Origin of the sequence: Blastomonas sp. CCH1-A6 (assembly GCF_001556365.1) — a bacterium.
Lineage (GTDB): Bacteria > Pseudomonadota > Alphaproteobacteria > Sphingomonadales > Sphingomonadaceae > Blastomonas > Blastomonas ursincola.
This window is the reverse complement of record NZ_LSIS01000347.1, coordinates 1-18,472: the sequence shown is the minus strand read 5'-3', so window position 1 is coordinate 18,472 and position 18,472 is coordinate 1. Positions and strand designations below refer to the sequence as shown.

General features: G+C 63.0%; 18 protein-coding genes, 1 pseudogene and 1 other annotated feature. Of the genes and pseudogenes, 15 read left to right on the top strand and 4 right to left on the bottom strand.

The annotated features are described in order from the left end of the window. From AX735_RS26450 to AX735_RS16630, 3 genes are all read right to left on the bottom strand, one after another. Positions 1-687 (bottom strand): IS5 family transposase gene (locus AX735_RS26450; protein WP_231750153.1). Its coding sequence is split into 2 segments (ribosomal slippage), with 688 coding nucleotides annotated over them: positions 1-354 and positions 354-687; the frame shifts between segments, so codons are not numbered across the junction. This gene is flagged as partial in the annotation. Positions 688-1,715: 1,028 nt separating this feature from the next. After that, positions 1,716-2,054 carry a YnfA family protein gene (locus AX735_RS16635; protein WP_060979606.1) on the bottom strand — a complete coding sequence of 113 codons (339 nt, stop codon included), beginning with the start codon at positions 2,052-2,054 and terminating at the stop codon, positions 1,716-1,718. A 130-nt stretch (positions 2,055-2,184) separates the two neighbouring features. Next, positions 2,185-2,589, bottom strand: a complete 405-nt coding sequence (locus AX735_RS16630; protein WP_052241857.1) for a MerR family transcriptional regulator — start codon at positions 2,587-2,589, stop codon at positions 2,185-2,187. A gap of 83 nt (positions 2,590-2,672) precedes the next feature. Here AX735_RS16630 and AX735_RS16625 point away from each other — a divergent pair, with 83 nt between their 5' ends. The 15 genes and pseudogenes from AX735_RS16625 to AX735_RS24480 form a co-directional block, all read left to right on the top strand. Further along, on the top strand, positions 2,673-3,299 hold the full coding sequence (locus AX735_RS16625; protein WP_060979605.1) for a cation transporter: 627 nt from the start codon (positions 2,673-2,675) through the stop codon (positions 3,297-3,299). After that, on the top strand, positions 3,296-4,093 hold the full coding sequence (locus tag AX735_RS24485; RefSeq protein ID WP_081097181.1) for a DUF3703 domain-containing protein: 798 nt from the start codon (positions 3,296-3,298) through the stop codon (positions 4,091-4,093). Before AX735_RS16625 ends, AX735_RS24485 begins: the two co-directional genes overlap by 4 nt. A gap of 163 nt (positions 4,094-4,256) precedes the next feature. Next, positions 4,257-4,424 carry a hypothetical protein gene (locus AX735_RS25280; protein WP_155646035.1) on the top strand — a complete coding sequence of 56 codons (168 nt, stop codon included), beginning with the start codon at positions 4,257-4,259 and terminating at the stop codon, positions 4,422-4,424. Between the two features lie 408 nt (positions 4,425-4,832). Next, positions 4,833-6,110: a TolC family protein gene (locus AX735_RS16615; protein WP_039330833.1), complete on the top strand. Its 1,278-nt coding sequence runs from the start codon at positions 4,833-4,835 to the stop codon at positions 6,108-6,110. Continuing rightward, on the top strand, positions 6,110-7,279 hold the full coding sequence (locus AX735_RS16610) for an efflux RND transporter periplasmic adaptor subunit (protein WP_066282487.1): 1,170 nt from the start codon (positions 6,110-6,112) through the stop codon (positions 7,277-7,279). The genes AX735_RS16615 and AX735_RS16610 overlap by 1 nt, the downstream gene beginning before the upstream one ends. A 3-nt stretch (positions 7,280-7,282) precedes the next feature. Beyond that, positions 7,283-10,528 carry an efflux RND transporter permease subunit gene (locus tag AX735_RS16605; protein WP_060979603.1) on the top strand — a complete coding sequence of 1,082 codons (3,246 nt, stop codon included), beginning with the start codon at positions 7,283-7,285 and terminating at the stop codon, positions 10,526-10,528. 53 nt (positions 10,529-10,581) lie between these two features. Beyond that, positions 10,582-11,070 carry an SRPBCC family protein gene (locus AX735_RS16600; protein WP_060979602.1) on the top strand — a complete coding sequence of 163 codons (489 nt, stop codon included), beginning with the start codon at positions 10,582-10,584 and terminating at the stop codon, positions 11,068-11,070. Continuing rightward, positions 11,067-11,441, top strand: a complete 375-nt coding sequence (locus AX735_RS16595; protein WP_053556566.1) for a hypothetical protein — start codon at positions 11,067-11,069, stop codon at positions 11,439-11,441. Before AX735_RS16600 ends, AX735_RS16595 begins: the two co-directional genes overlap by 4 nt. 45 nt (positions 11,442-11,486) lie before the next feature. After that, the gene (gene fliE, locus AX735_RS16590; RefSeq protein WP_060979601.1) at positions 11,487-11,828 is read left to right on the top strand and encodes a flagellar hook-basal body complex protein FliE; all 342 of its coding nucleotides are present in this window, start codon (positions 11,487-11,489) and stop codon (positions 11,826-11,828) included. A gap of 31 nt (positions 11,829-11,859) precedes the next feature. Next, complete coding sequence (locus AX735_RS16585; RefSeq protein ID WP_060979600.1) at positions 11,860-12,747, top strand: bestrophin family protein; 888 nt, start codon at positions 11,860-11,862, stop codon at positions 12,745-12,747. Next, on the top strand, positions 12,747-13,136 hold the full coding sequence (locus AX735_RS16580) for a hypothetical protein (protein WP_060979599.1): 390 nt from the start codon (positions 12,747-12,749) through the stop codon (positions 13,134-13,136). The genes AX735_RS16585 and AX735_RS16580 overlap by 1 nt, the downstream gene beginning before the upstream one ends. Before the next feature lie 3 nt (positions 13,137-13,139). After that, positions 13,140-13,826 (top strand): ZIP family metal transporter, encoded by a 687-nt coding sequence (locus tag AX735_RS16575; RefSeq protein ID WP_004212882.1) that lies wholly within the window; start codon positions 13,140-13,142, stop codon positions 13,824-13,826. Beyond that, positions 13,823-14,431: a cation transporter gene (locus tag AX735_RS16570; RefSeq protein ID WP_004212885.1), complete on the top strand. Its 609-nt coding sequence runs from the start codon at positions 13,823-13,825 to the stop codon at positions 14,429-14,431. Before AX735_RS16575 ends, AX735_RS16570 begins: the two co-directional genes overlap by 4 nt. Then, positions 14,428-16,962, top strand: a complete 2,535-nt coding sequence (locus AX735_RS16565) for a heavy metal translocating P-type ATPase (RefSeq protein WP_060979598.1) — start codon at positions 14,428-14,430, stop codon at positions 16,960-16,962. Before AX735_RS16570 ends, AX735_RS16565 begins: the two co-directional genes overlap by 4 nt. Positions 16,963-16,977: 15 nt before the next feature. Further along, positions 16,978-17,735 (top strand): annotated as a pseudogene (locus tag AX735_RS24480) (IS3 family transposase); the annotation flags it as partial. Continuing rightward, positions 17,259-17,366 (top strand) — a sequence feature (AL1L pseudoknot). It overlaps the preceding pseudogene by 108 nt. 99 nt (positions 17,736-17,834) lie before the next feature. Here the strand turns inward: AX735_RS24480 and AX735_RS16550 are convergent. Beyond that, on the bottom strand, positions 17,835-18,472 hold a 638-nt coding region (locus AX735_RS16550), incomplete at its 5' end, for a site-specific integrase (protein ID WP_155645808.1).

Genomic DNA, 18,472 nt, shown 5'->3' with positions numbered 1-18,472 from the left:
GGGTAGCGATGCGGCGGAAGTCCTTGAGGCGGCAGAACATGGCCTCGACCCGCCAGCGGTCCTTGTAGCGCCGTTCGTCATACTGGATCGGACGCTTGCGGTTGCGCCTTCCGGGGATGACGGGGATGGTGCCCTGTTCACGCAAGGCAGCCCTGATGCGATTGGCGTCGTAGCCACGGTCGGCGATCACCCGTTTCATGCCGATAGTTTCACCGATCAGCAGGTCCGCGCCCTTCACGTCAGATGTGTTGCCCGGCGTCAGGATGAGGCGGAGTGGTCGCCCGAGGACATCGACAAGGGCGTGGATCTTCGTCGTCCGGCCGCCACGCGAGATGCCAATGGCATTGGCCCGCGCCCCCCTTTTGCGCCACCGGCGCTGCGGTGGGCCTTGATGTAGCTGCTGTCGATCTGACCGGTCTCCGCGATCCAGCCTTCCTCGGTCAGCGCCGCCAGGATGCGGGTCCAGATGCCCCGGCGGCTCCACCTGTTCCAGCGGTTGTAGACGGTCGTCGATGGGCCATATTCGGTGGGGCAATCGGCCCAACGGCCACCGCACCTGAGCATGTGCACGATGCCCGAGATAACGCGCCGGTCATCAACTCGTCGCGCTCCGGGCTGGTTCTGCGGCAGGTGAGGCTCGATCGCAGCCCACGCCTCATCCGACAGCCAGAACAACGAACGCGACATATCCAAAGCCTCCTATCTCAGCGGAGACTCCTGAATCAATGTGCGCATCAAATTTCAAGAGGCTGATTGGGTTTGGACCCTAGCGAGAGTAGCTGAATTTGCTGGGTTGGTGCCATTCGCGTCCACAGCCCCTAACTTCAGCTTTGTGCCCAAATTTTGCTCATCTAGTTTGTAGGTGAATGATCGAGGAAGCTGTCGATCGCTCAGGCGTCAACCTAACATCCTTGGCTAGCTGGGGGACCTTAATTCCGCATGACTCAAAGCCCTCTGATTTTTTGCATTCCGGGGTGCTAGTCTGAGACTTGCTGGGGTCACAACCGGCGAAAGGCCATTTGATATCGCTAAGAAGCTTGCGTTGCTCGAAGCGGCGTTAAGCTTTGCGTGTGGCTGTGTAACTATGTCTTTGATCACGTCGAACACGGCAGTATGGACCAATCCGTGACAAAGCGCCTCTTTCTCTATCTCGCGGCATTTCTTGCCGCGCTGCTACCCGTAGGGGCGACCTATGCAGCGAGCAGTTGCTCGCCGATGGCCGCGATGAACGACGACCACGGCGACTGCGGCGATTGCAAGGATGACATGAGCCAACAGTGTCAGAGCTATTGCATCGCCTTGTGCCAGACGCTCCCAGCAAGCCGCGTTTCGTCTCTTGAGGCACGCGACCCAGGCTCGCTCACTTTTTTACCACTTCTCGCCAAGTTTCCTCCTCTGCCTGTCGGAGGGCCGGAACCGCCGCCTCCGCGAATGCTCCGCTGATCCATTCAATTCACATCAACGGAGTTATTATTATGAAAAAGTACATTCTCACTGCAGTGGCGCTCATTGGTTCCAGTTCGGCCGCATTTGCCACCGCGCCGGATCAGGTCACTGCCTTAGCCATGTCCTGCTGCGACCTCGTGCTCGCATGCTGTGATGCGGCCATAGACTGCTGCCCGTAAGGGATTGATCAGTGCATGAGGGCGGGCGCCCGCCTTTTTATGGGCTTCAATAGACTGTCCGGCGACCGAGGGTCTTGCAGCTGGCTACCATCAGGCTGTTCGTCCCGGTCCCATCAGAATCAATCCCGCTCCGACGAGGCAAATTGCAGCGCCAATGATATCCCAGCGGTCGGGTCGCGCGCCTTCGACACTCCAAAGCCAGATGAGAGACGCTGCGATGTAAACACCGCCATAGGCTGCGAAGGCTCGGCCCGCAGCGGACGTATCGACCAGCGTCAGCAGCCAGGCAAATATGGCGAGCGACACCATGCCCGGCGCAACCCACCAGGCAGATTTGTCGAGCCGCAACCATGCCCAGAACGAGAAGCAACCGGCGATCTCCGCCAGCGCGGCGAGCGCATAGATGAGTCCGGTTTGCAGGGTTGGCATGGTTAGTGCTCGATCCGTGGCGATAGTGGGGCTGGGCAGACCATTGCCGGGTGTCGCAGCATCGTCAACGCGGTCTGGTGGATCCATGCACGCGAGGCCGAAGCGTTGGCGCCAAAGCAGCGATCTTCGATCACGTTGCGGTCAGCGTGCGCGGGGCGAGGGTCTCGATGATCTTGCAGTCGGCAACGGTCCCGTGACGGCAGGATCCGATGACCCGGTCCAGTTCGCCGCGCAGTGCGCTCAGATCGGCGATCTTGCGGTCGATTTCGGTGAGGTGGACGCGCGCGATTCCGTCAACGGCATCGCAGGATTGGGCCTTGTCATCCGACAGCGTGAGCAGTTCGCGCACGGCTTCGAGCGTGAAACCGAGATCGCGGGCGCGGCGGATGAACGACAGGCGCGCCAGATGATCATTGCCATAGGCACGGTAATTGGCACTTGTCCGGGCGGGTGGCGGCAACAGCCCGATCTTTTCATAATAGCGCACCGTCTCAACCTTCGTCGCCGTGGCGCTCGCGAGTTCGCCAATTTTCACTGCCACTCCTTCGGGCTTGACCCTGTAGTTGCTACAGGGTGTAGATAGAATGCCGACTCGCGGATTGTCGAGAAGGCAAAAAGATGGCTGATGATTGCTGCAAGGCCGCGTGCGGAACGACGGCAACTCTGAACGACCCGCGCTGGCGCAGGGCCTTGTGGATCGCGCTCGGCGTGAACGCCGGCATGTTCGCGGTGGAAATGGCGGCAGGGGCCGCTGCGGACAGCCGCGCGTTGCAGGCGGACGCACTCGATTTTCTGGGCGATGCCACCAATTATGCGATCAGCCTGCTGGTCGCCGGGATGGCGCTGGCATGGCGCGCGCGGGCGGCGCTGGCCAAGGGGCTCGCCCTCATTGGTCTGGGTGGTTGGGTCATGATCACAGCCGTTCTGGCGGCGCTCGGCGGAGCTGCACCCGAGCCTGAACTGATGGGAGTCATCGGCGCGCTCGCGCTGGCGGCCAACACCGGTGTCGCCATCATGCTCTACCGTTTTCGCACTGGAGACGCGAACATGCGCTCGGTCTGGATATGCTCGCGCAATGACGCGATCGGCAATATCGCCGTCATGGCAGCCGCACTTGGCGTGTTCGGCACCGGGACAGCCTGGCCCGACCTCATTGTTGCAGCGATTCTGGCGCTGCTCGGGATCAGCGGCGGCATTCAGATTGTCCAGCAGGCACGGCGTGAATTGCGGAGCGTTGCGGCATGAAGGTTTCCCGTTCGACACATATCGCGCTCAAGCCGGAAACAGTCTGGGCCGAGGTGCAGACGGCGCGCCTGCTGCAGCATATCGCCTGGCCGCTGGTGCGCTTCATCCCGGTCGATGACGCGGCGTTCGACGGGTTTCGGCCTGGCGAGCGCTATGAGGTCAAGCTCCGCCTCCTTGGCATTATTCCGTTCGGGACACAGTGGATCGTGACGTCCCAGCACGAAGCTGCCGGCACCGAATGGCCGAAGCGTCTGCGCGATGACGGCTATAGTCACCTGATCACAAGGTGGGACCATTGGATTACGGTTGCTCCGGATCGGAGCGGGGGGACACATTACACCGACGAGGTTGAGGTGTCCGCCGGCTTGTTGACCCCGCTTATCTGGGCATTCGCGCAGATCTTTTATTGGCACCGGCAGGGACGCTGGCGGGAGCTGGCTAAAAGCCTAAGCGCGCGGCGGGTAATTGCGGCCGAAATGGCGGCATATCGGTCAGCTGAAGCTTTAGGAAATCATGGCCTTGCCTGGCGCCATCTTGAACGGGTGCACATTATTGCACAGCCCTTTTGGGGCCTCCATCTCGCCATTCACGGCGCAATGTTCAGTCTCGCCATCCGGCAGCGCGATTGGAGCGAAGCACTTGGCCAGATCTTCCGACTGCTTCTGGCACCCATCGGCGCGCTGACGGGAAGGTTGCCGATCGGAAATACCGGGCTGTCGACTGTGAGCGCCTTTCAGCCAATGCCAATTCCGCCTGATCTTTTGGAGCTCTTGCAAGACGGGGTAGGCGAATGACCTTAAGCGTTTACGGTTGCTGTTTCCGGTCGGAACGAGTAGGTCATTAGGGTGCGATCTATGTTCCTTCTGTTAGGGCTGGCTATCGGTCTTGCCTTTTTCGGCGTTGAATCGCCGGCTGCAGCGCATGGTGCGAGCGGGTACGACAGCGTCATGATGCTGGATGCTCACGCTGATCATGCAAACAGGGACGGGCACCGGAATAGTTCCAGCGATGACGGTGGCCCATGTCATGGGCTGGTTCATCATCATTGCAGCATCGGACTTGCCAGCGAAGGGGCAAGTGATTTTGGTCTGCCACTGGGCGGCGATACCTCGCATTCAGCCTTGAGTACCGCCGTTCTGAGTTCGTTTGCTCAAGCGCCTCCCCTTCAACCGCCGTCAGCCTGAACCCAGTCGCTCAGTGCACTCGGGCCATTGCGCCCGTGTGCCATTTGCACCTGTGTTCAGGAGTTTTCCATGCAATTGCTTTTGTGCGTCCCCACCCGGGCCGCGATGCTGGTCGCTGCCTCCCCAGCGCTGGCTGCCTCCCCCTTTATCAGCGGTAGCGAAATCGAGCACCCACTTGCCGATACTATACGGCTAATCACAACCCGGACTGTTGCGGCTAACTCCGTGTCTCTCCCTCTGCGCAGGGCATATCCCACTCCAAAGACAAGACGCGCCGGCAAAGGTCAATCGTCCGACTTGCCGATTGGTCACCCATGCAGGCCGGTCTTTATGACGGAGCGCCATCTCGATGCATAAGATTTTTGTGACTTTCTTAATCGCCGCCTCATGCGCTTCGATCGCCCATGCACAGGTCGGATCGATCGCACCCTTTTCGCAAGATTCGCCAGTTTACACGCTTGAACAGGCAGTCAGTTCAGCTGGCGGATCCGCACCCGCCACGGAAGCAGCCAGTGCTGCGGTCGAGGCAGCGCGCGCGGGTCGCACCGTTGCGGGCTTGCGGCCGAACCCGGTCGTTCAAGGCCAGGTTGAGAACGTCGTCGGGTCAGGTCCGTATCGGGGCGTCCGCAGCGCGGAAACCACGGTCGGTTTTGCAATCCCGATCGAGCTAGGCGGCAAGCGCGGCGCCCGCGTCGCGGTCGCCAATGCGCAATTGTCCCGGGCCGAGATCCAGGCCGCGATCATCGCGGCGGATGTCCGGCTTCAGGTGACGCAGCTCTATGTCGAAGCCGTCGCAGCCGACCGGCGGGTGGCGACGGCGCGGGATCAGGCCCGGATCGCCAGCGACGCGCTTCAGGCTGCACGCATTCGGGTGCAGGCGGGCCGCGCCTCCCCTTTGGAGGAGCAGCGAGCGGAGGTTGCCCGTATCAACGCTGAGGCGAATGTGGAGCAACAGCTTCGCTTGGCCAAAGCGGCTCATACAAACCTGGAGCGGCGGATCGGCGGACCGATAACCGGTGTTCTTGACGGGACAGCACTCGACCGCTTCGCCAATGCAAACGTTTATGGTCCGGTAGCGACAGTGGACACTTCCAGTACTCTGGCAATGGCGGCCGCGAACGCTGATGTTTCTATTGCAGAAGCTGGGGTACGTCTTGCACGCGCCAATCGGGTTCCTGATCTGAATGTCGGTCCTGCTATTCGCCGCTTGGAAGAGACCAACGACTTGGCGGCGGTGTTGACCGTGTCGATTCCGATCCCGGTGTTCAATAATGGTCGCGCGGCGATTACGCAGGCGACCGCGCAGCAGTCTCAGGCAGATGCTCAGCGCCGGGTGGCTGCGCTCGACATAGAGCAGGCAATCACCGACGCGCAGGCCCAAGCGGCAAATGCGGAAACAGCGGCTCGCACAGCCTCCGGCCCTGCCTTGGCGGCTGCCGAGGAGGCCGCCCGCATTGCCCGGATCGGTTATCGGGAGGGTAAGTTCGGGCAACTTGAGTTGCTTGATGCAGAACGTACCCTCGCCGAGACGCGTAACGCTGCGATCAATGCGCTCGCAAACTATCAGAATGCCCGTGCGCGGTTGGAGCGGCTCACCACTCCTGCGCCCGATGGAGGAAACAAGTGATGAAGAGTCTTTATCTCGCTGGCGCAGCGTCGCTCGCGCTCCTGCTGGCTGCATGTGGCGGCGAAAATTCAGGTAATGAGGAAGGCGCCGCCGCCAATGAAAGGGCCGCGAACGGGGAAAATGGCGGTACTGAATCGGGCCATGCCGATGAAGGCGTCGTCACGCTAGATGCCGATCAGATCGCTGCCGCCGGCGTGCAGATCGGACGACCGATCATCGGCGGAGCCGGGACGATCGAACTGCCTGCGATAATCGAGGGCGACCCACAGGGAACGCAGGTCGTCTCGGCCGCAATTGCGGGACGCGTGGTCGCGCTCACCCGTAACCTCGGCCAATCGGTCGGACGCGGCCAGACCATTGCGGTCATCGAAAGCCGCGAGGCGGCGCAGATCAAGGGCGAGGTCGAGGCGGCGCGGGCGCGGCTTCAGCTCGCTAATTCGAACCTCGCGCGCGAACAGCGGCTGTTCGCGCAGAGAGTCTCCCCTGAACAGGATCTGATCGCCGCCCGCACAGCGGCGACGGAGGCGCGGATCGCCCTGACGCAGGCGCAGAGCATGGTTTCGGCGGCGGGTGTCGGCGGCGGCGGGCTCAACCGGCTCGGCATTGCCGCGCCGATCTCGGGCCAGATCATTGCGCGCCCCGTGACGCTGGGACAAACGGTCGCGGCGGATGCCGAACTCTATCGCATCGCCAACCTGAGCCAGGTGTCGATCGCGCTTAATCTCAAGCCCGAGGATGCGGGCCGGGTGCGTCCCGGCAATACGGTGCTGGTGAAGGCGGCAGGCCGTCAGGCGACCGCCCGCGTGACCTTCGTGTCGCCGGCGCTTGATCCGCAGACGCGGCTCGTGCCTGCGCTCGCCACCGCGATTGTCGAGGGTGGCGAATGGCGGGTCGGCGAGCCTGTGACGGCAGCCGTGCAGCTCACGGGCAGCGGCGGGAGCGGGGCGGTCCGCGTGCCGACGACGGCGGTCCAGAGTTTCGAGGGCAAGTCGGTCGTGTTCGTGCGCACGCCCACCGGCTTCAAGGCGACCCCGGTCCAGCTCGGCGATGCGTCGGGCGACACGGTGATCGTCCGGTCGGGCCTGACCGGCAACGAACAGATCGCCACCACCGGAAGTTTCACGCTCAAGGCCGAGATCGGCAAGGGCGAAGCGAGCCACGAGGATTAAGCCATGATCGCCCGTATCGTAACCTGGGCGGTCGAGAAGCGCTGGCTAGTCCTGCTCCTCACCGTCATCGTCGCCGCCATCGGCGCCTTTTCCCTCTACCGGCTACCGATCGACGCGGTGCCGGACATCACCAACAATCAGGTCCAGATCAACGTCCGCGCGCCTGCCCTCTCGCCCGAGCTGGTCGAGAAGCAGGTGTCGTTTCCAATCGAAACCGCGCTCGCCGGCACCCCCGGCCTAGAATATACGCGCTCGTTGAGCCGCAACGGCTTCGCGCAGATCACGGCGGTCTTTTCGGACGCGACGGACATCTATTTCGCGCGGCAGCAGGTCGGCGAGCGTCTGCGGGGCGTGCAAGAGAATCTGCCCGACGGCGTGAACCCTGAAATGGGTCCGATCGCGACAGGCCTGGGCGAGGTGTACATGTACACCGTTCGTCTCGATCATCGCGAGGACGACAAGCACAAGCCCGGTGAACCGGGCCAACAGCCCGATGGCAGCTACATCACGCCAGAGGGCGAGCGACTGACGACCGAAGAGGACAAGGCGACCTACCTGCGCACCGCGCAGGACTGGATCGTGACGCCGCTTCTGAAGACCACACCGGGCCTCGCCGGTGTCGACTCGATTGGCGGTTACGCCAAGCAGTTCCTCGTCGTGCCCGACGTGCAGAAGCTGGCCTCGCTCGGCATCACGCTGACCGATCTGGGCAATGCGCTGGAGCGCAATAACACCAGCGTCGGCGGTGGTTTCGTCAATCGCAATGGCGAAGGTCTGGCGGTCCGCTCGGATGCGCTCGTGCGCAATGCCAGCGAACTGGCCAGGACCGTGATCGCGACACGTAACGGCGTGCCGATCACGGTCGAACAAGTCGCGACCGTGAAGACGGGTCAGGCGATCCGCATGGGTTCGGCGTCGGAGAACGGCACGGAGGTCGTCGTCGGCACCGCGATCATGCGGATCGGCGAGAACAGCCGCATCGTATCGACCGCGGTCGCCGAGAAGCTGAAGACGATCAACGCTTCGCTGCCCCCTGACGTCGTGATTCAGCCGGTGCTCAACCGCACCGAACTGGTGAACTCGACGATCAAGACGGTCGCCAAGAACCTGTCGGAAGGCGCGGTGCTGGTCATCGTCGTGCTGTTCCTGCTGCTCGGAAACTTCCGCGCCGCGCTGATCGCAGCTTTGGTGATCCCGATCACGATGATGCTGACCGGCTTCGGGATGCTGCGCGCCGGCGTCTCGGCCAATCTGATGAGCCTCGGCGCCCTGGACTTCGGTCTGATCGTCGACGGCGCCGTCATCATCGTTGAAAACGCGCTGCGAAGGCTTGCCGAGCAACAGCATCATGAAGGCCGATTGCTGAGCGTCAAGGAAAGGCTCGCGACCGTGGCAGCCGCCGCGCGCGAGATGATCCGGCCCTCGGTCTACGGACAGGCGATCATCATCCTCGTCTACGTGCCGCTACTCACGCTGACCGGCGTGGAGGGCAAGACGTTCGTGCCGATGGCGCTCACCGTCATCATCGCGCTCGGCTTCGCCTTCATCCTGTCGCTCACCTTCGTCCCCGCCATGATCGCGATCTGGCTGTCCAAAAAGGTGGAGGAGAAGGACGGCCGCATCATCACATGGCTGAAGAAGCGCTACGAACCCGGTCTCGACCGGGCGATGAAGCGCCCGACCCTGACGATCGGGGCGGGTGTCGGCAGCCTTGTGGTGGCGGCGCTTGCCTTCACCACGCTCGGCTCGGTGTTCCTGCCGCAGCTCGATGAAGGCGATCTGCTCATCCAGTCGCTCCGCATCCCGGCAACGTCGGTCCAGCAGAGTCAGGCGATGCAGGTGCCGATCGAGAGGATGATGTCGAAGCAACCGGAGGTGGCGTTCGTCTATTCAAAGACGGGCACCGCCGAGCTGGCGGCCGACCCGATGCCGCCGAACGCGACCGACATGTTCGTCATCCTGAAGCCGCGGAAGGACTGGCCGAACCCCGACCTTCCCAAGGAGGAGCTGGTAAGTCGGATCGAGGGTAATCTCGCGAAGTTCCCGGGCAATGCCTATGAGATCACCCAGCCCATCCAGATGCGCTTCAACGAGCTGATCGCCGGCGTTCGCGGCGATATCGCGGTGAAGGTATTCGGCGACGACTTCACACAAATGAACCGGACGGCCGAGCAGGTTGCTGCGGTGCTGCGCAAGACGCAGGGCGCAGCGGACGTGAAGGTCGAGCAAACGACGGGCCTGCCCATGCTCGACATTCGCGTCAATCGCGACGCAATGGCGCGTCTGGGCGTCACTGCCCAAGATGTGCAGGACATCGTCACCGCGACAATCGGCGGGCGCACCTCGGGCCAGATCTTCGAGGGCGATCGGCGCTTTCCGGTCGTGATACGGCTCTCTGAAGCGCAACGGGCGGACATCGGCCTTCTCGAACAGGTGCAGGTGCCGTTGGCGGGGGGTGGCTATGTGCCGCTTTCGAGCGTCGCCGACATCAAGGTGGTCGATGGTCCCAACCAGATCAGCCGCGAGAACGGGAAGCGTCGCGTGGTGGTGCAAGCCAATGTGCGCGGTCGCGACGTCGGCAGTGTCGTTGCGGACGCGCAGGCGGCGATCGGTAGCCAGGTTCGGCTGCCCGCTGGTGCCTATCTCGAATGGGGCGGCCAGTTCGAGAACCTGCAATCGGCAAGCGAACGTCTGAAGCTGGTCATTCCGGCCTGCTTCATCCTGATCCTGCTGCTCCTTTACGGAGCTTTGGGATCGGTGCGCGATGCAGCAATCGTGTTCACCGGCGTGCCGTTCGCGCTGGTGGGCGGCGTCCTGCTGCTGTTCCTGCGCGGCATGGACTTCTCGATCTCGGCGGCGGTGGGCTTCATCGCCCTGTCGGGCATCGCGGTCCTCAACGGCCTCGTGATGGTCAGTTCGATCCACGACCTGATCCGGTCTGGCATGAGTCGAGAAGAAGCCGCGCACGTGGGCGCGATGCAGCGTCTGCGCCCCGTCATCATGACCGCGCTGGTTGCCAGCCTTGGTTTCGTGCCGATGGCGTTGGGCGCGGGGGCGGGCGCGGAGGTGCAAAAGCCTTTGGCGACGGTGGTCATCGGCGGCTTGATCTCGGCGACGTTGCTGACGCTGTTCGTGCTGCCGACGCTCTATGCCCGGTTCGGGCAGAAAGTGATCGATAAGCCCGAGCACTACAATGAGGAGCATGAAGGGGACGACCACGGTCAGACCTTTGTGAACAATTTGGCCTGATGGGTGAGCGGGGCGGTCCGCGATCGCCCCGCTCATCTCTTGGAGATGAGGATATGCCTCGCACCATAACCAGCTCAATGCTTCACGGTGGGCCGCTGCGCATCTGGTCGGCGCTGACCGATCCGGATCATCGCCGGGCGTGGAGTCCGCTCGTAATTCTCGATAATCCGTCCCCGCTCGGCGACACGGAATGCACCTTCGCGATCCAGGGCATCACGCGGCCGATCCGAACGCCCGCCCGGGTCGATCAGCTCGACAAGCCGCACGCCTTCGCTTGGTCATGCGGCATCCCTTACCTGTTCACCCTCGAAGAGCGGTATGAGCTGGCAGGGGACGATGGTGGCACTAAGCTAACGCATAGCTGCACGCTGCGCGGGGCGCTTTCTCTGCCGTTCGCAGCGATGATGTTGCGTCGCCTGCGGTCCCTGATGTTCGAGGCTGACGATCGCCTCGCCACCTATCTACGCTGGAGGGTGGGTCAGCCTGCCCGTGGGATCAATCGTCAGCGCGTCCCCTCCCGCTACAGGAGGAAGGCGCGATGACGCCGTTGAAGCGGGTACTGCCCGCCCTCATCCTCGTTGTCGGGCTGGCGGCTTGCACGGAAAGCAAGCCGCCAGCCCCGCCAACGGAGCAGCAAATTCATTCATCCGACAGCGCCGTGGCGACCGGGGAAATGGGGCGCCATCCCTATCGCTGTTCCGACGGGGAACCGCTGTTCGTCGACTACAAGGACAACGGCCTGCAGATCGATTTGCGGCGCTCCAGCAGCGCCGTGCCCATGACGCTGACCGCGCCAGCGCAGGGCCTCCAATATGTCGGCGAGACAGCCACCGCGACCTTCAAGGGGTCGCAGCTCACCATCGTGGAAGGCGAAGGCCGCACGCGGACCTGCGAACGGGAGGGCACCCGATGAACCTTCATGTCTTCCGACACGTCGCACCGCAACGGGAGAGAAACGATGTCTGACACGTCAATCTCGAATGTGATGGCCATTCGCGCCGAAGTAATCGCGCGAAGCCGCGCCTTGCGCGAGGCGCAGCCGACGGCACTGCCCGGCGTGACGCCGACCGCTCCAGCCTCAACCTTTGCCGACACCCTCAATGCCGTGGTGGCGAAGGTCAACGAGACCCAGGAGCAGGAGGATGTCGTTACCGAAGCATATGAACGGGGCGAAACCACCGACATTGCAACCGTCGCGCTCATCCAGAGCCGTGCGTCCATTACTTTCGAGGCGACGCTGCAAGTCCGGAACAAGCTGCTGTCTGCATATCGAGACATCATGAACATGCCGATCGGATGACGATCGCGAAGATAACTAAGGCGGTATTGGTATGATTGTCGGCACAAGGCCACGATTCAAGCAGATTATTGTCGAGGTTTGGAAGCCCCTCACGATCCTGTTCGTGTGGGACGTGGCGGTGACGGCATTCCACATGATGACCCCGATCAAGGAACCGCCTTTGCCGACGGCGCTGTTCGGCACTGCCATCGCGCTCTTCATGGGGTTTCGGACCAACGCCGCTTATGCACGCTGGTGGGAAGCGCGAACTCTTTGGGGCGCGCTCATCAATGCCTCGCGCAGCTTGGCCCGGATCACGCGCAGCCTGACCAAGGGGGAACCCGAGGGCAGTGAGATGCGGCACAACATCATCCTGCGGCAGATCGCCTTTGCGCACTCGATGCGCTGCCAGCTTCGCCGACAGTCGCCCTATGAAGAGATTGCCCGGGTCGCTGGAACGGAAGTCGCCGATATGGCGGTCGCCCGCCTGAACCCTGCCAACGCGCTCCTGGAGGACATATCGGGCATTTACGCCGACGCGCTCGCGGAAGGTCGGATCACCGAAATCCAGCAGGCAACTGTGGAGCGCGTCCTGATCGACATCGCCAATGCGCAGGGCGGCATGGAGCGGATCAAGAACACGCCGCTGCCCAATGGCTTTCGGTTCTTCCCGAACCTCTTCACGCATGTGTTCTGCGTGCTGCTCCCGATCGCGCTGGTCGAATCCCTGGGCCTTGCCACGCCGATCGGATCGACGTTGATCGGCCTCGTGTTTCTCGCGGTGCTGAGCATCGGCGAGGATCTGACCGATCCGTTCGCCAATAGCGTCCACGACGTGCCCCTCACGGCCATGTGCCGCACGATCGAAATCGACCTTCTCCAGACGGCGGAACTGCCGGCCCCCGAGCCGCTGACGCCTGACCACGGGGTGCTGTGGTAATGGGCGTGCGCGCTTTTCTGCATCTGCCCGGCCTGACGATTGCGCGCGCTGGCGCCGTTTTCGTTACCGGCGTGGTTGTAGGGGCGTGCAATCCAGTCCCCAGCGAACCCGCCGAGCCAGCTCACGATAAGCGGCTGACGCCAAGGCTGATCGCGCAACGCATCATGTATTGCGACGACGGCACCCGCGCCGATGTCGATTTCATCGACGACGGCTTGAAAATGGCCGTCACCTGGCTGCCGAAGGGCAGGACCGAGATCCTGCGCGCGCAGCGAACCGGTGATGAATTTCGCGGCGACCATTCGCGGGCTGTCGTGGCGGGCGGATCGATCGCGTTCACGCGACGCGGGAAGATCCGCGTCTGCCACCGAACCCCGGAGGAGTCCTAGGAAATGCAGGCACTGCTCTATACGCTTGCGCCTGTGCTGGCGGTCGTGCTCGGCGCGATTGTCGCGAGCCGCACCAAGTTGAAACCTGGCCTCGTGGCGGGCCTACAGCATCTCGCTGCCGGCGTCGTGTTCGCGGCGGCAGCGACCGAAATCCTGCCGCAGGTCAAGCATGAGGCATCGCCCAGCGCGACGTTGATCGGCGGGGCGGCGGGCGTCGCGACCATGCTGGGGCTCAAGGCTCTTGAGGCCCGCTTCAAGGGGCCGATGGCGCTACTCGCCGCGATCGGCATCGACATTCTGGTCGACGGCCTGGTGCTCGGCCTCGCTTTCGTGGCGGGCGAGAAGGCAGGTCTCCTGCTGACGATCGCGCTCACTCTGGAAGTGTTATTTCTGGGACTGACGCTGACCGACGAGCTGGCGGAAACCTATCGCTCGCGCTTGCGCATCATCGTGATCGTCTCGGCATTGGCCCTGCTGCTGCCGATCGGCGCGCTCGCTGCCGTGCCGGTCGCCGCGCTGTCGCCGGTGATGATCGCCGGCTTCCTCAGCTTCGGGCTGATGGCGCTGCTCTACCTCGTCACGGAGGAGTTGCTGGTCGAGGCGCACGAGAAACCCGACACCCCGCTCATCAGCTCGATGTTTTTCGTCGGCTTCCTGGCCCTGCTGACACTTGAGGAGATGATGGGATGATCCCGGGCAACGACAACAATGGCGGGCAGGAGCGCCGCACACTGTGGATCGTCCTGCTGCTGAACGCGGCGATCGCTGCGGGCTTCTTCGTTTCCGGCTTCTTCGCGGACTCGAGCGCGCTGATCGCCAACGGCGTCGACAACCTGTCCGATACGGCTGTGTATGCGCTGAGCCTTGTGGCGCTCACCCGGGGCCAGACATGGAAGACACGCGCCGCGGTCGCTTCGGGCGTCATGCTGCTGATCTTCGCGGGCGGCATCTTGATCGATGTCGGACGGCGCTACGTGCAGGGCAGCGAGCCCATCGGACCTACCATGATGGTCATGTCCGCGATCGCCGGCGTCGTGAATTACCTCTGCCTGCGGCTGCTCCAGCGCCTCAAGGATCCGGACGTCAATCTCCGGGCCGCAACCACCTTCAGCTTCAACGACTTCATTTCCAACGGCGGCATCCTGATCGCCGGCGTGCTGGTGCTGTGGTTGGGTACCAATTGGCCGGACCTGCTGGTCGGCTTCGCCACCGCCATCATCGCCATCAAGGGCGGTGTCGAAATCCTGCGCGACGCGCGGGCCGAAACCAAGAAAAGCGAAAGGAGGTCGTCATGAACGACAAGCTCGAACTCGACATTCCAGTGTTGTTGCCGGACCTTCCTGACGCGGCCGATGCCTGCCTGGACCGTCTCGTATCAACCCTGTCAAAGCGCGAAGGTGTCGAGCGGGCGCATGTGATCTGTCTCGACGGCAACACGCCAGCGGCGCTGTGCATCCATTTCGATGCCGCCAAGCTGCCGCTGCCACGGTTGCGCGAAATGGTGCGCGCCGCAGGTGCCGAAATCACCGAGCGCTACGGCCATGCGATCTGGCAGGTGACGGGGATCAACCACGAACGTCGGGCGCGCACGGTCAGCGATGCGCTGTGCGCCTTGCCCGGCGTGGTCCAGGCAAGCGCCAGCACCAGCGGGTCTGTCCGGGTCGAATATGATCGCCGCGAAACCACCGAAGAGGAGGTGCGGGCCGCGCTTCGCAAGCTGAAGGTCGGTGTGGGCAAACGCGTCGCGGCAGACGAACATGCCGACCATGACCACGGCCCAGGAGGCCACGGCGCGGAAAAAGAGAAGCACGGCCCCGACGATGGTCACGACCATAGCCATGCCGAATTTCTTGGTCCCAATACCGAGCTGATCTTCGCGCTCGCCTGCGGCACGCTGCTGGGGATCGGGTTCGCGATCGAGAAGCTGGTGCCCAGCGCGCCGGGTTGGCTGCCGACCGCTTGCTATATCACGGCCTATTTCTTCGGCGGATTCTTCACGCTGCGCGAGGCGATCGATAACCTTCGGATGAAGAAGTTCGAGATCGACACGCTGATGTTGGTCGCTGCCGCCGGCGCCGCTGCGCTGGGCGCATGGGCCGAAGGCGCGCTGCTGCTGTTCCTGTTCAGCCTTGGTCACGCGCTCGAGCATTACGCGATGGGTCGCGCCAAGAAGGCGATCGAGGCGCTGGCGAAGCTTGCGCCCGAAACAGCGACCGTTCGGCGCGACGGGCAGACCATCGAAATCCCGGTCGAACAGATGGTCGTCGGGGACATCGCCATCGTCCGCCCGAACGAGCGCCTGCCTGCGGACGGCTTCGTCATCAAGGGCACCAGCGCGATCAACCAGGCCCCGGTGACGGGCGAAAGCATCCCGGTCGACAAGGTGCCGGTCGCGGACGCGGCGGCAGCGCGCGCCAAGCCCGATGCGGTGGACGCGGAAAGTCGGGTGTTCGCCGGTACGATCAACGGCGGCGGCGCGATCGAGATCGAGGTGACACGCCGTTCCAACGAAAGCGCGCTCGCCAAGGTCGTGAAGATGGTGAGCGAGGCAGAGACGCAGAAGTCGCCGACGCAGCGCTTCACCGACCGGTTCGAGCAAATCTTCGTACCTGCTGTCCTCATCTTCTCTGTGCTCCTGCTGTTTGCATGGGTGGTCGTCGACGAGCCGTTCCGCGACAGCTTCTATCGCGCGATGGCGGTGCTGGTGGCGGCAAGCCCATGTGCGCTTGCGATTGCAACGCCAAGCGCGGTGTTGTCGGGCGTTGCCCGTGCAGCGCGGGGCGGCGTGCTCGTGAAGGGTGGTGCACCGCTCGAAAACCTTGGGTCACTCAAAGCGATCGCTTTTGACAAGACGGGTACGCTGACTGAAGGGCGTCCGCGCATCACGGATGTCGTGCCCGTCGATGGCGCCGATGAAGGCGAGTTGCTGGCGCTGGCGGTCGCCGTCGAGGCGCTAAGCGACCATCCTTTGGCCCAAGCTATCGTCAGGGACGGCCGCGACCGTCTGAACGATCGCGCCATGCCGACTGTCGGCGACCTCAAGAGCCTGACCGGTCGAGGCGTCACCGCGAGCGTGGATGGCGAGACGGTCTGGATCGGCAAGGCCGAGATGTTCGGAAGTGAGGGCATTCCAGCGCTGGGGCAGGGAGCGCAAGACGCGATCACGAAACTGCGCGAGAACGGTCGCACAACGATGGTGGTTCGCAAGGGGGACCGTGACCTGGGCGCGATCGGCCTGATGGACACGCCCCGCGCAGCGGCAAAGACCGCGCTGCGCCGGCTGCACGAGATGGGCGTGTCGCGGATGATAATGATTTCTGGCGATCACCAGAAAGTCGCCGAAGCGATCGCCAAAAAAGTCGGGATCGACGAGGCATGGGGCGACCTCATGCCTGAAGACAAGGTCGCGGCAATCAAAAAGCTTGCCGGCGAGGAAAAGGTCGCGATGGTGGGCGACGGCGTCAACGATGCGCCGGCGATGGCAAGCGCGACGGTCGGCATCGCGATGGGCGCAGCGGGTTCGGATGTAGCGCTGGAGACGGCAGATGTGGCGTTGATGGCCGATGATCTTGCGCATCTACCATTCGCGGTCGGCCTAAGCCGGCACACCCGCAGAATAATCCGGCAAAACGTCTTCGTCAGCTTGGGTGTCGTCGCCTTCCTCGTGCCTGCCACCATTCTCGGCCTCGGTATTGGGCCTGCGGTGGCGGTTCATGAGGGATCAACGCTGCTCGTCGTCGTTAATGCGCTCAGGCTGCTGGGCTACCGCGAACGAGCAATCATTGCTTTGAACCGCCCCGGGATTGCCGGAGGCCCCAACTCCTGAGAGGAAGGGTCTACGATGAGCAAGACGACGAACAAGTTTGCACCGGAGGTTCGTGAGCGGGCCGTCCGCATGGTGCTGGACCACCAAGGCGACCATTCGTCCCGCTGGGCGGCGATCACATCCATTGCCGAGAAGATCGGCTGTTCGGGGCACACGGTGCTAGAGTGGGTAAAGAAGACTGAGGTGAACAGCGGCAAACGTGCTGGCGTTCCCACCGAACTGGCAGACCGCTTGAAGGCGCTGGAGCGCGAGAACCGTGAGCTTCGGCAGGCCAACGAGATTTTGCGCAAGGCGTCGGCATATTTTGCCCAGGCGGAGCTCGACCGCCCGTTCAAGCAATGACTGCCTTCATTGTCGAGCATCGGGATGAGTATGGGGTCGAGCCGATCTGCCGGGTCGCCCCATCCACCTATCATGAACGTGTGGCATCGCGACGCGATCCCTCGCGCCTGTCACCACGTGTCCAGCGTGATGAGGCCATGAAGCCCGAGGTTCGGCGGGTGTTCGATGCCAACTTCAAGGTCTACGGCGTGGGCAAGGTGTGGCGGCAGATGCAGCGGGAGGGCTTTGATATTGCCCGCTGCACAGTGGAGCGGTTGATGCGTGATTTGGGCCTGCAGGGCGTGATCCGGGGCAAGCCGGTGAAGACGACGATCAGCGACAAGGCGGCTCCGTGTCCGCTCGATCAGGTCAACCGTCAGTTCCATGCGCCGGCACCGAACATGCTGTGGGTGTCGGACTTCACCTATGTCGCGACGTGGTCGGGGTTCGTCTAAGCGCTGAATGTCAGCTTCTGGCGGGAGCTGACATTCAAGCTATCTCATGTGAAAAATCCTGTCTGATCGGCGAAGCAGAGTGCATAAAAACACGGTCTACAAAAATCTCTCGCCCGCATGGTTTTCGAACAGCGCTGCGTCGCGGACGTAGCCGAGCAGCACTTCGACCTTTTTCTGCCGCGATACCTCCTGCATCTTCGGCAATGACGCACCGGACTTGGCCGCCTCGGTGAGAAATCCTGAGCGCAGCGAGTGGGCACCGACTGCGGCAGGATCGAGACCAACCTTTTCTGCATAGCGCTGGATTAGGCGGGCAACTGAGCGATCTGACATCGGCTCCTTGGTCATCATCCCTTGTGCGTCGGTGCGGTAAAACAACGGACCCGCCTCTCCTCCTCTGACGCTGAGCCATTCATTCAGCCGGGCACCGGGCTTGAGCACCTTACCAGAAGGCACCGCGATGACCTGCCCTGCCCCCTCCTGGTCAGTTTTCGAATGCCGGATCGTCAGCTTAAGCCCCTCGCGCACAAGTTCGAGGTCAGCCAACTGCAATGCGACTAATTCGGAACGCCTCAGCGCCGCCGCCAACCCAAGTGCCATGACCGCCCGGTCGCGGATCGCTCGTGGACTCTGGCCTTCGGCCGCTGCGAACATCCGAGCCAGATCGGCGGCCAGAATAGGGGGCCGGTGAGAGAATGTTCGAAAACGTACGCTAAGCATCCCGACCGTTCCGA